This window comes from Chondrinema litorale (assembly GCF_026250525.1).
In the GTDB taxonomy this organism is placed as follows: domain Bacteria; phylum Bacteroidota; class Bacteroidia; order Cytophagales; family Flammeovirgaceae; genus Chondrinema; species Chondrinema litorale.
Genome location: NZ_CP111043.1, coordinates 3,328,437 through 3,341,066 on the forward strand (window position 1 = coordinate 3,328,437; position 12,630 = coordinate 3,341,066).

At 36.9% G+C, this 12,630-nt stretch carries 12 protein-coding genes; 7 read left to right on the forward strand and 5 right to left on the reverse strand.

What is annotated here, in order from left to right; all coding sequences use genetic code 11:
* Positions 1 to 12 precede the first annotated feature (12 nt).
* The 5 genes from OQ292_RS13695 to OQ292_RS13715 all read left to right on the forward strand — a co-directional run bounded on the left by OQ292_RS13695 (position 13) and on the right by OQ292_RS13715 (position 5,726).
* Positions 13 to 1,170 (forward strand): Gfo/Idh/MocA family protein, encoded by a 1,158-nt coding sequence (locus OQ292_RS13695; protein WP_284682700.1) that lies wholly within the window; start codon positions 13 to 15, stop codon positions 1,168 to 1,170.
* Between the two features lie 52 nt (positions 1,171 to 1,222).
* Entirely contained in the window at positions 1,223 to 2,275 is a 1,053-nt protein-coding gene (locus tag OQ292_RS13700; RefSeq protein WP_284682701.1) for a sugar phosphate isomerase/epimerase family protein, read from the forward strand.
* A 144-nt stretch (positions 2,276 to 2,419) separates the two neighbouring features.
* On the forward strand, positions 2,420 to 3,331 hold the full coding sequence (locus OQ292_RS13705) for a DUF5996 family protein (protein WP_284682702.1): 912 nt from the start codon (positions 2,420 to 2,422) through the stop codon (positions 3,329 to 3,331).
* Between the two features lie 88 nt (positions 3,332 to 3,419).
* Positions 3,420 to 4,208 carry a hypothetical protein gene (locus OQ292_RS13710; RefSeq protein WP_284682703.1) on the forward strand — a complete coding sequence of 263 codons (789 nt, stop codon included), beginning with the start codon at positions 3,420 to 3,422 and terminating at the stop codon, positions 4,206 to 4,208.
* 180 nt (positions 4,209 to 4,388) lie between these two features.
* On the forward strand, positions 4,389 to 5,726 hold the full coding sequence (locus OQ292_RS13715) for a transposase (RefSeq protein WP_284682082.1): 1,338 nt from the start codon (positions 4,389 to 4,391) through the stop codon (positions 5,724 to 5,726).
* A gap of 194 nt (positions 5,727 to 5,920) precedes the next feature.
* Here OQ292_RS13715 and OQ292_RS13720 read toward each other — a convergent pair whose 3' ends face one another.
* The 3 genes from OQ292_RS13720 to OQ292_RS13730 all read right to left on the reverse strand — a co-directional run bounded on the left by OQ292_RS13720 (position 5,921) and on the right by OQ292_RS13730 (position 8,994).
* Positions 5,921 to 6,433 (reverse strand): hypothetical protein, encoded by a 513-nt coding sequence (locus OQ292_RS13720; protein ID WP_284682704.1) that lies wholly within the window; start codon positions 6,431 to 6,433, stop codon positions 5,921 to 5,923.
* Between the two features lie 72 nt (positions 6,434 to 6,505).
* On the reverse strand, positions 6,506 to 7,843 hold the full coding sequence (argH, locus tag OQ292_RS13725) for an argininosuccinate lyase (protein ID WP_284682705.1): 1,338 nt from the start codon (positions 7,841 to 7,843) through the stop codon (positions 6,506 to 6,508).
* Positions 7,844 to 7,920: 77 nt separating this feature from the next.
* Complete coding sequence (locus OQ292_RS13730) at positions 7,921 to 8,994, reverse strand: M20 family metallo-hydrolase (protein WP_284682706.1); 1,074 nt, start codon at positions 8,992 to 8,994, stop codon at positions 7,921 to 7,923.
* Positions 8,995 to 9,049: 55 nt separating this feature from the next.
* Between OQ292_RS13730 and OQ292_RS13735 the strand changes: the two genes are divergently transcribed.
* Complete coding sequence (locus OQ292_RS13735) at positions 9,050 to 10,315, forward strand: twin-arginine translocation signal domain-containing protein (RefSeq protein WP_284682707.1); 1,266 nt, start codon at positions 9,050 to 9,052, stop codon at positions 10,313 to 10,315.
* On the opposite strand, the gene OQ292_RS13740 is transcribed toward OQ292_RS13735, so the two are convergent.
* On the reverse strand, positions 10,312 to 10,896 hold the full coding sequence (locus OQ292_RS13740) for a HupE/UreJ family protein (protein WP_284682708.1): 585 nt from the start codon (positions 10,894 to 10,896) through the stop codon (positions 10,312 to 10,314). The two genes, OQ292_RS13735 and OQ292_RS13740, sit on opposite strands and share 4 nt — an antisense overlap.
* A gap of 77 nt (positions 10,897 to 10,973) precedes the next feature.
* On the opposite strand from OQ292_RS13740, the gene OQ292_RS13745 reads away from it, so the two are divergent.
* Positions 10,974 to 11,471 (forward strand): DUF6702 family protein, encoded by a 498-nt coding sequence (locus OQ292_RS13745; RefSeq protein WP_284682709.1) that lies wholly within the window; start codon positions 10,974 to 10,976, stop codon positions 11,469 to 11,471.
* A gap of 2 nt (positions 11,472 to 11,473) precedes the next feature.
* Here OQ292_RS13745 and OQ292_RS13750 read toward each other — a convergent pair whose 3' ends face one another.
* On the reverse strand, positions 11,474 to 12,622 hold the full coding sequence (locus OQ292_RS13750; RefSeq protein ID WP_284682710.1) for a hypothetical protein: 1,149 nt from the start codon (positions 12,620 to 12,622) through the stop codon (positions 11,474 to 11,476).
* Positions 12,623 to 12,630 lie beyond the last annotated feature (8 nt).

A 12,630-nucleotide genomic window follows, 5' to 3' on the forward strand; every position in this document is an offset into this window, starting at 1 on the left:
CAATAGATAAATATGAAGAGAAAACTTAAAATGGGCATGGTAGGAGGAGGAATAGGCGCTTTTATTGGCGGTGTTCATCGAAGAGCTGCAACTATAGATGGTCAAGTAGAACTAGTATGTGGTGCTTTTAGTAGTACCCCGGAAAAATCCAAAGCATCGGGTGAAGAACTTTATTTGCCACCAGAGCGGGTATATGCAGATTATAACGAAATGATTTTGAAGGAGAAAGAATTACCAGAAGGCGAAAGAATGGATTTTGTCTCTGTAGTAACTCCTAATCATATGCATTTTGCGCCAGCTAAAATGGCATTGGAAAATGGATTCCCTGTAGTATGCGACAAACCTCTTGCTTTTACTATAGAAGAAGCGCAAGAATTACGCGAATTGGTTCATAAAACCGGACTTCCTTTTTGTATTACCTATAACTATACAGGTTATCCAATGGTAAAACAGGCAAAAGCCATGATTAAAGAAGGAAAGCTGGGTAAAATAAGAAAAGTAGTGGTAGAATATCCGCAAGGTTGGTTAAGCGATCGCTTGGAAGATACAGAGCAAAAGCAAGCTTCTTGGCGGACTGATCCTTCTAAAGCAGGTATTGCCAACTGTATGGGCGATATTGGAACCCACGCAGCCAATCTTGCTGAGTATATTTCTGGTTTAGAAATTACAGAGATGTGTGCTGATTTAACCAGTTTTGTTGGCGGCAGAACATTAGAAGATGATGGAAATGTATTGCTACATTTTAATAATGGTGCAAAAGGTATTTTACATGCTAGCCAAATTAGTGTTGGTGAGGAGAATAACCTCAACATCAGGGTTTATGGTGAAACTGGCGGCTTAACTTGGCATCAGATAGAACCAAATACATTGATCTATAAAACACCTGATACCACTCAAATACTTAGAACTGCTGTAGGTCCAATTTCTGGAAGTGCGAGCTTACACACTAGAACTCCTGCAGGCCACCCTGAGGGTTATATAGAAGCTTTCGCTAATGTTTATCTCAATTTTATTTATACCTTAAAGGCAAAGTTAGCTGGGCAAGAACCTGCTGAAGAATACCTCGACTTTCCAGATGTAGACGAAGGCGTAAGAGGAATGGCTTTTATTAAAACGGTAGTAGAAGCGAACACAAGCGAGAAGAAGTGGTATCCTTACGTGAAATATTAAAAGTATTAAATAACACTAAGAAATAAATCTAACCTACAATTAACTGACAAAAATGAAGACAATTAAAGGACCGGGAATATTTTTAGCACAATTTTTAAGTGATGAAGCGCCATTTAACACGCTAGATAGCATTTGCGAATGGGCTGCAAGTATTGGATTTAAAGGTGTGCAAATTCCTACCTGGGATAGCCGTGCTATCGACCTGAAAAAAGCTGCTGAAAGCAAAGACTACTGTGATGAAATTAAAGGGATTGTTGGAAAACACGGAATGGAAATTACAGAGCTTTCTACTCACTTACAAGGGCAGTTAGTAGCAGTACATCCGGTTTACGATGAAATGTTCGACGGATTTGCTCCGGCAGAGTATCATAAAAATCCGAAAGCAAGAACTGAATGGGCAATTCAACAATTAAAATATGCGGCAAAAGCAAGCCGTAATCTTGGTTTAGATGTATCTGTTTCTTTTTCTGGTGCATTGCTTTGGCCAACTATGTATCCGTGGCCACAGAGACCTGCTGGTTTGGTAGATACTGGTTTTAAAGAATTGGCTAATCGTTGGTTACCAATCTTAAATGAGTACGATGCACAAGGAGTAGATTTATGTTACGAAATCCACCCGGGAGAAGACTTGCACGATGGTGTTACTTTCGAAAAATTCTTAGAAGCTACTGGCAATCACACCAGAGTAAATATGCTTTACGATCCGAGCCACTATGTTTTACAGTGCTTAGATTATTTGGATAACATCGATATCTATCACGAAAAAATTAAGATGTTCCACGTAAAAGATGCTGAATTTAACCCAACTGGTAGATCTGGTGTTTATGGTGGTTATCAAGACTGGGTGAACCGTCCGGGTAGATTCCGTTCTTTAGGTGATGGCCAAGTTGATTTTAGCGCAGTATTTAGCAAGCTAACTCAGTACGATTACGATGGCTGGGCAGTAATGGAATGGGAGTGCTGCTTAAAACACCCAGAGCAAGGTGCTGTAGAAGGTGCTCAGTTTATTTCAGATCATATTATTAGAGTAACAGAAAAAGCATTTGACGATTTTGCTGGAACTGGTGCAGATGAAGAAATGAACCGCAGAATATTAGGTTTATAATTTCTGCTAAAATAAAATTAGAAATGCGCCCTGCTGGAAAGTGGAGCGCTTTTTTTATGGAGATAAGTAATGTATTGCCTTTCCTGAAAGTTTAGCCTATTTTTAATAAAACCTAAACTTCATTATTACATAAACCTAGTTACCATGAACAATTCAACTTCTCCTTGGCCCATCCTGAATTTTACTGAAATGCAAGACACACTGGAAACACTTCACCAGTGGATTCAAATTGTGGGTAAAATCCGCCTAAAAACAATGCCTTGGCAAAATCATTCTTGGCATGCAACACTCTACATTACTGCAAATGGTTTTTCTACACATGCAATTCCGTATCAAGGTCGCATGTTTCAAATAGACTTCGATTTTAAACAGCACAAATTGCTCATTACATGTTCTAATACAGAGACTGTTGCCATGGATTTGTCGCCAAGAACAGTAGCCGATTTTTATAAAGAGTTATTTGAGAAACTTTTAAGTCTGGGTATCGATGTTAAAATTCATGCAAGTCCAAATGAAATGGAACCTGCTATCCCTTTCGCAGAAAATACGATCAACAAATCTTATGATCCACAGGCAGCGAACAAGCTCTGGCAAGCCATGTTAAAAGCCAATTGTGTTTTTAATCAGTTTAGGTCGGATTTTATAGGCAAAGCCAGTCCGGTACATCTGTTTTGGGGTGCTTTTGACTTAGCCGTTACTCGTTTTTCTGGTAATTCGGCTCCGCTACATCAAGGTGGTATGCCTAACATGCCGCTAGATGTAATGCAAGAAGCATATTCTCAAGAAGTGAGTAGTGCGGGTTTCTGGCCTGGTTCCAAAGATTTTCCTGCACCGGCTTTTTATGCTTACGCTTACCCAAGCGATGCAAGCTTTGGAGAGCAAAAAGTATTACCCCAAGAAGCATTTTATAGCGCAGAAATGGGTGAGTTTTTCTTGAAATACGAAGATGTTAGAACTGCTGCAAATCCAGAAAAGACCTTGTATGACTTTCTACAAACCACCTATGAAGCCGCAGTAAATACCTCGAACTGGAACAGAGATAAATTGGAGCGGTGAATTTAGAGTAATTAAAATTAAAGAAAAAGAGAATCAGGTATTAAACTAAAAACACTAACATTTTTGGCTTGGTTAACCTCACTTAAAAATGAACAAATTAATTATTTTATTAGCCTTTATTTCGAATCTTTCTTTTGCTCAGACAGATACTGAGTTTATGAATGATTTCTTATTAGAAGATGAGTTAAATGTCTCAAATGAGATTGAGCAATACAACCAATTTAATTTTGCTGAAATTTGGACAAAAACTGATAATAATCTGATTTATGGAATTATTGGAGTTGATCATCAGCGAATCAAAATAAAATTATTATCAATTGAAAAAAGCTCAGATAATCCAAATGAGTATTTGGTGACTGGTAAATCAAATGTAAAGGATAATATCTGTGATTTTAGTGGAGTAATTCAAATCGATGAAATTAAAACTGTAAAAGAGCTCCATTATGGTGTTGATGAGGAATACAAAAATAAAGGAATAAAAGCTCAAGGTATTTTGATTACAAGCTATAATTTCGAAGAAAGCGAGGAGCAAGTACATAGTGGATTTTTTGCAGGTAAGCTTTATTCGAAATGGTATTTGGATGCAAAAAATAAAATGCAGTATGATGATATTCAATTAATTTCTGATGGATATTTAAACAATGCTTTTATTGGGACTTGGGAAAGTTATAAGACAGGTAAAGATAAAATATGCAATTGGGCTGACTATAGAGTTCCAAATGCTAATAAAGATTTTGATATAGGGGTAGGTGAATTTAATGTTGCTGAAAAATATTGGAATAAAGGCTGGGTAGATATTGCGTTAAAACATCAAGTGCCAAATGGAGCAATCAAAAAAGTAAAAACAAAAAGAAATGTTAAGCTGTGGTGGGAGTGATATCTAGATATTAATTATTCAACTAATAAGGCCTTACCTTTTAAATAAAAGGGATTGAAAATCAAGGTTTTAAATGCATTAATGTATAAAATAAAACCCCGCAATTAGCTAATAAAAGCTTTTTTCGGGGTTTTTGATTTGTTAAATTGTAGTGTCTAATCACAATTAACACTACAATATATGAGAGATCAACAGCTTTTCCAACCACAAGATTACTTAACTCCAAAATGGTATTTATTTAAGAGTAGTAAATTGGGTAATGTTTATGATAGCATCCCTTGGGAACAACTTTCTGCATGTCTGCCTAAGAAAAATAAAGGCCCTGGTGCTCCTAGCTGGTTTTCGCCTCAGGGCATGTTTGGCTTAATGTTTCTAAAAGCCTATTTAAACCTGAGTGATGAAAAGCTCATAGCACGCTTTAATACCGATTGGAGCCTTCAGCTATTTTGCAATAAATTGCTACAGGATCATCAAAAGATTAAGGATAAGGCCATTTTAAGTCGAATCAGGACGTATATGGCGGACCATACTGATTGGCAACAACTTCAAGAGGTACTACTCCAACACTGGAAAACAGACATGCATAATACGCATGTGCTCTTAATGGATGCTACTTGTTATGAGAGTTATATTCGTTTTCCTACCGATGTTAAGCTGCTCTGGGAGAGCTGCCAATGGGTGTTTGAAAAGCAGCTTTACAGATACTGTAAAATATTAGGAGTAAAACGACCTGGCTCCAAATATATAGATCAAAAGCGCATGCAGATGTCTTATGATCGTAGTCGTAAAAAGACATATAAAGCTGGTCGCAAGCGTAAAAAGTCATTGATATATCTACTATCCAAAGGATTGGGGCAACTGCAATGCCTACTTAACGAAAATCCACAAATACAGCTTCACTTACATGAGAGAACATATCTAAAAACTATAAAGAAGATAATCGAGCAACAGCAATTCTTGCAGCAGCATCCAGCTAAAGAATTGAAAAACAGGATTGTATCACTTCCCAAGGCTTATGTTAGGCCGATAGTGCGAGGTAAAGAAGCTAAAAGGGTTGAGTTCGGAATGAAGGCACACCTGCTTCAGGTGGATGGTATCTGCTTTATCGATACCATGGAGTTCCGCGCTTTTAATGAAAGTACCAGACTGAAATTAAGTAGTTTAAAACATAGATCGATATTTGGCTCACTTCATCAACTAGGAGCAGATCGCATTTACGCCACCAACAAAAACAGGAAGTATTTAACAGAAAAGAAGATATTTACCTGCTTTCCAAAGAAAGGTCCTAAAGTAAACAACCCTGCTGAAAGCCAACTCAGAAGTCTCATCTCTAGCCAAAGAGCCACGGTGATGGAGGGAAGTTTTGGCGTGCATAAAACAGCTTATGGCCTCAATAAGATCAAGGTTAAAGGAGAAAAACGAGAAATGATACACGTTTTTTTCGCAGTTATGATGGCCAATGCCGTTAAGATCAGCAAAAGGAAATCAGAACAAGCCCCTCTACTTCAGGCCGCCTAAACCTAAAGCTGAAAAGCCTATGGGATGAGTGTGTCTATACTATCCAAAAGCAATATTTTCCAGTTTTATCAATAGGATTACTCACAGTATTGTACTTTTTAAATAGTCCAAAACAGCAGGTACCAAGATTTGAAACAAAAAAAAGCTGAACTTTATCTATCCAACTCTTATTTTTTATTGGTCTTAATCAATTTTCAAGGAGGCCCTAATAATTGAGCAATCTCAAAATTTTGGTTTGTATAACCTATCTTTAAGTTTCTTTCTCTTAATGTTTTTGTATCTGTAGAGTATGAGTTATAATTTAAACTAATAATACCTTTTCCCTTTAATTTTTTTAGATGCTTGTAAGTAAGGATGAATGGCAAACAAGGATTTCCTTCATTATCTATTTCTATAGATCGAATAATTGAATCTTGACTGTTTACAAACTCTAATTTTTGTTTTCGTTTATTTACTACGCATTCATGCCAATGAACTTCAACTATATCTGTTTTTGATAAATGATCTAATTGGAATTTTATAAGTCGGTTTTTTGATTCTCTTCTAAAATTGTCTGTAAAAATAAGTTGATCATTGAGGTGAATTTCATAATAAACAATTGTGTCTGATGAGTAATATAAGTTAGATGCTTTTAGATTGAAGCTTAAAACCAACAGAGTTGAACAAATAAATATAAGAAATAAAGAAAAGTTGATTTTGATGATCATAAAAAAGCTGAATTAGTTCAAAAACATAACAAGTTAAGTGCTTAGCTTAACTTGTTATATTTCAATTAGATATTACTCACCCCCCAACAAACCTTTCTCAGCAGCAAGTACAGTGTCGAAACCGAAGCCGGCAAGTGCTTTATCTAGTTTCGCTTTTATTTGCTCATTACACAAATTACCGATACTTCCTTCGTGGGTGTGAGCTACTTCTTTGGCTTCTTCGTAAGTTCCTTCTTCTATAGACATCCCAACTTTTTTATAAGCATCTCTAAAAGACATTCCACCTAACACCATTTTATTCACTTCTTCTACACTAAAAATAAAGCGGTAGCGGTCGTCATTAATAATATTTTCTTTAATAATGATGTGTTGCAACATGTACTCGGTAATTTCCAGACAGGTTTTAATATCTTGTAAACCATCAAAGAAAGACTCTTTCATAATCTGGAAATCGCGGTGGTAACCAGAAGGCAAGTTGCCAGTAGTCATCCCGATCTCTGTTGCAATAGATTGAATTTTGTTGCAACGTGCTCTAATCAACTCAAATACATCTGGGTTTTTCTTGTGCGGCATTATGCTCGACCCAGTAGTTAAATGGTCTGGAAAAGTAAGAAAACCAAAGTTTTGGTTCATGTAAAGGGTTACATCCATTGCCATTTTACCCAAAGTAGAAGCAATTGAGTTTAAAGCAAAAGCGACTGTTTTTTCGGTTTTTCCTCTACCCATTTGTGCATAAACTACATTATAGCTCAAATCATCGAAACCGAGCAATTCGGTAGTCATGGTTCGGTTTAGTGGGAATGAAGAACCATAACCAGCCGCCGAACCCAACGGATTTTGATTAGTGATTTTGTAAGCTGCTTGTAGTAATTGCAAATCATCGGTAAGACTTTCTGCATAAGCACCAAACCACAAACCAAAAGAAGAAGGCATGGCTACCTGAAAGTGCGTGTAACCCGGAATCAACACAGATTTATATTGCTCACTCAACTCAATTAAGCGATTAAAAAGCTTTTCTACTCCTTCTGTAATCAATCTAATTTCTTCTCTAATAAAAAGGCGCAAATCGAGTAAAACCTGATCGTTTCTAGAGCGACCACTATGGATTTTTTTACCAGTATCTCCCAACTTCTCTGTAAGCATTTTCTCAACCTGAGAATGCACATCTTCTACACCATCTTCAATTACAAACTTACCTTCTTTGGCATCTTTGTAAATTTCTTGTAAAGATTTAGTGAGTGTTTCCAACTCTTCTTTTTCGAGTAGGTTGATGCTCTCAAGCATGGTAATATGCGCTATTGAACCCAATACATCGAAAGGAGCCAGAAACAAATCGAGTTCTGCATCTCTGCCAATGGTAAATGATTCAATTTTTTTATCTATACTGGTATCTTTTTGCCAAAGCTTCATGGTATCAATATTTTAATATCTATAAGAATGAATTGTTTGTTGAATAGCTTTTTTGTTGGTTGATGTTGCAAAGTTCACTAAACTGCTCCTAAATCCAACTGGTCTAGTAAATTTATATAAGTGCGAATACCCTGTTCAATTTCATTAGTAAAAATAAACTCATCTGCAGTGTGCGATCTGGCAGAGTCTCCCGGTCCAACTTTTATGGTGGTAAAAGGCATTAACGCCTGATCTGAAAGGGTAGGAGAGCCATAAGCTTCTAGCCCTAATTCGAAACCCTTTTTCACAATCGGGTGTGTTTCTGCAATACCAGAAGAGTTTAATCTAAATGAGCGTGGATTCACTTCGCATTTCACATGCTGCTGAATAATCTCATAAATCTCTTGGTTGCTATATTGCTCTGTTGATCTCACATCTACTACAAACTTACAAGCGTCTGGCACTACATTGTGTTGGGTACCGGCTTCTATTTGGGTAACACTGGTTTTCACTTTGCCCAAAGTCGGAGATACTTTCGGGAACTCATAAGTTCTAAACCACTCAATATCTGGAAGTGCTTCGTAAATGCTATTAATGCCTTCTTCTCTGGCTGCGTGTCCAGCTTTTCCTCTAGCTACACAATCGAGTACCATCAAGCCTTTTTCAGCCACAGCCATTTGGCAAAGAGTAGGTTCGCCCACAACACCAAGATCAATTTTACCTAGCTCTGGTAAAAGAGCAGCAATGCCATTTTTGCCAGAAACTTCTTCTTCGGCAGTTGCGGCAAAAAGTAGTTTATAAGGTTGCTCTTTTTTACTGAGAATGAGAAAAGTGAATAGTAACGAAACCAAAGGACCGCCAGCATCATTGCTGCCTAAACCATAAAGTTTTCCATCTACCACATCCGGACTAAATGGATCGCGGGTATAAGCTGTATTTGGTTTTACTGTGTCGTGATGTGAATTAAGCAAAATTACAGGCTTGTTTTCGCTACTTCCGGCGGTTTCAACCCAAACATTGTTTAGGCTTCGGTGAACATCTAAGCCTTGCTTTTTGAGGAAATTTTCAAGTAAATCGGCAGTTTTGTCCTCTTCTCTGCTGTAAGAGGTAATGCTAATTAACTCTTTTAAAAGATTTATTGCTTCTCCGGCAGCTTCCTTCACATCCAACATGGTATTTTTATTATTTTAGAGCATTAAGAATTAAAAAACATAAAATTATAAGTTAATGGGCAAAGAAGGATTGAATCGCCGGGAATTTTTAAAAAGAACGGCGGCTATAGGTGGGGTACTGGCAGCAGCACCTTTTATTAATCCTGTTATTTCAGAAGCGAAACCACTGGTAAAACTCCCTTCAAGAATTGTGTTTTTAGGTGATAGTATCACAATGGATGGCAGATATGTAAACTTGTTTGAGTATTACATCAGAATACATTATCCGGAGTGGCAGGGAGAAATTATTAATATGGGTTTGAGTAGCGAAACAGTATCTGGGTTATCAGAACCATCTCATCCATTTCCTCGCCCATATGTGCACGACCGCTTACGAGATGTGTTAGATAAAACAAATCCCGAACTGGCTTTTGTCTGCTATGGAATGAATTGTGGCATCTATCACGATTTTTCTGAAAAAAGATTTGAAGCTTACAAAACTGGAATAATGGGAATTGCCAACCAGTTAAAAGAGCGAAAAACAGAAGTGGTTATGCTTACTCCACCACCATTTGCTTTTAGAGGGAATGAAAAAACGATTTTGGCAGATGGCGAGGCTTACAGCTATTCTAAACCTTACGAAGCTTATGATGATGTGTTAACTACTTATGGAAATTGGATTAAAGAGACTTTCTCAAAAAAAATGCAGGTAATAGATATACATGCAGCGATTGAGCCTTATAAAGAAATTTGCTACGATCAAGATATAGTGCATCCGAATTTTAATGGTCATTTTGTTTGGGCACATGCGCTTTTAAAAAATCTCAAATTACTAAAGGAAGAAAAGATAAAAGTATCTGTAGAAGGAGGTATGGCAGATAGTTATGCTTTTGAAGAGAAGCTCCCATTTAGTTTTCCAGAAAAGATGTTTGGGGAAAAATGCCCTGCCCAGTTGAAAGATATGTTGGCAGAAATGAATTATACCACACTTAAAATAAAAGGCTTGCCAGCAAAAAACGATTATTCTTTGTTTGTAGAAGGCACAGACTTTAAAGAAGGTAGTGGCAAAGAGTGGAAAAAAGGCATAGAAGTAGGCTCGCTCATTGCCAAACTCGCTGCCGTAAACGATACAACCAAAGAGGTAGATACTTTATGGGAAGTAGTGCAGCAGAAACGCGGTATTTACGACAGAGCTTTGTTAAATGCGATAGGTCATGGAAACCCGCATGTAGAAGCTGTACCTCTTGTAGAAGGTGAAAGAGTTAAAACTGAATTGCTTGAAAAATTAGCTGAAATGGATGGTAAGCAGGGCTTTAAAATGGAAGTAAAGCCAACTGCTTAAAAGAATATATTTCTTTCTAACATCATAATAAATGCGATACCTCCGGCAGCACCAGAAAGCAGCAGATTCCATTCTCTCTTTTTTACATTACCAATATTGCCAAAAAGGAAGGTAAATAGCATGATGATGGCCACAATCATTAACTGACCTAGCTCTAAGCCGATATTAAAAGCCAATAACTGGGTGAAGATACTTTCATCTTTGCCCAGTAAACTTCTTAAATAATTAGAAAATCCTAATCCGTGGATTAAGCCAAAGAAGAGTGCTACAAAATAGCGTTGGTTAATCTTCTGAACTGTCTTTTTAGAATCATGGAAGTAATTGAAAACAGCAGTGAGAAAGATAGTTACCGGAATTAAGAATTCAATTAATTCGCCATTTACATTTACTAATTGCATGGTGGCTAATGCTAAGGTAATTGAGTGGCCTAATGTGAATGCTGTAACCAATACAAGCACTTGTTTCCAGTCGGCTGGTTGATAAACTGCGCACAATGCTAGTATGAAAAGTATATGATCGTAGCCGTTCGGGTCAGATATGTGTTCAAATCCCATCTGAAGGAATAGCTGAAATTCGCTCATTATAAAAAACTTAGTATGTTTGTGAAACCAAAAGTCGCTTTTATTTGTAGCGTTCAAAGTTACTCTAAATACTGAATATGCAATTGTCTGTTTATCTTTTTATCAGCTTAATCAGCCTTTTTTCTACCGGAGTGCTGCATCCTGTTCACTTAGCAGTTACGCAGGTTGATTATAATAGTAACACAGGTTCTTTAGAAGTTACCCACAAGATTTTTATAGATGATTTCGAATCGGCGATAGAACTCACTAATACTAATGATTTAAAATTAGGAACCGATAGAGAAATTGAAAATGCCGATGAATATATCCAAAAGTATATTGATGAGCATTTTAAAATTACAGTGAATGGCAAAGCTACTCAACCGGTTTACATTGGGAGAGAGAGTGATTTAGTTGCCATTTGGGTTTATCAGGAAATAAAAAATGTAACTGATCTGAAAGATATTGAGTTGCATAACGAAATCCTACTCGACTTATACGACGATCAGAAAAACATTCTGCATGTAAAATATGGAGATGTAAAGCGTAGCTTCCTGTTTAGAAAAGACCAGACAGATGAGTCTATGACTTTGTGATTCTATTTAATCTTACCTAAAGCCCTTAATCGCCGTCGGGCAATTAATACTTCTTTGGTGAGCTGTTCAAGCTCATAAGGATTGGTATAATCTTGATATCGGGTATGTAAAGAACCTCCTGTAAGCAAGGCAAGCTTTATATAAGCTCCTTTTATATAGGCGAGGTCATCCATAAATATTCTGCCTAGTATAACCCTTACAGGCCGATCTATTTTAGTGAGTAATGCAATGTCTCTTACAGCGCTACGGTTGTCGGCTATAAGTACAAACTCTTTTGAGTCTGGAAAACTCTCCATTGCATAGAGCAGCGATTCAATATCGTTTTCGGGTAAATCTCCGCCATCACCTTTTTCCATCACTACTTTCATCAAGTTTATTACTTCTTGAAGAGAATCCGCTTTAATGGCGTAAATACCACCAGTATCGCCTAGCTTTTTGTCTTTGGTTTTTTTATCATCTCCATCATTAAAGAAAACAAAATTTCTAATATTACTTTCTCCAAATCTGGAAATATGCCAGCGTAAAATTTGAGTGGTGAAAGGATACATACTTGCCGTCCAGTCACTTACAATGGTAACTTCTTTCCAGTTGTGAACATTACGTTCCAGAATATCAAAAGCCAGTGTATCATTCCCCATTGCCAGAAACTTTCTGTCTTCAGGTTCTAATGAAAAATAGGTTTCTTTAATCTTCGTAATGTTTTTCTGGTAATCTACCTGTATGCTGTGGTCTAAACTTTTCTTTGTAGAAAAAACAAAACCATGGAAAAGCTCCTCTGCCTGTGTTTTTGTAATACAGTCAGTTTGCCTTACCATGGTCCATTTAATACTATCTATATCGAATAAGCCGGGAATCCTCTTTTTTAAGTTATTTAAACGGCTAATGTTTAAGCTTTCAAAAGAAAGATTTTTAGGATAATCGCTGTAAACTAAGTCTACTCTGCGAATATTTCCACGCTCTATATTTCTTAATATTTCATCATTAATTACACTCGCCTCACCAAAAGACATATCAATAGCGATTTGGTCGTCTTCGATAATGTATTTGTTGGTAGAGATTTGCTGAGCCTGATTATATACATCTCTTGCTTCATGCTGAGCCTGAAGTTGCGTATAGCAAAAGGTTACTAGGATAAAAAAAATGTATTTCATAAAAAATG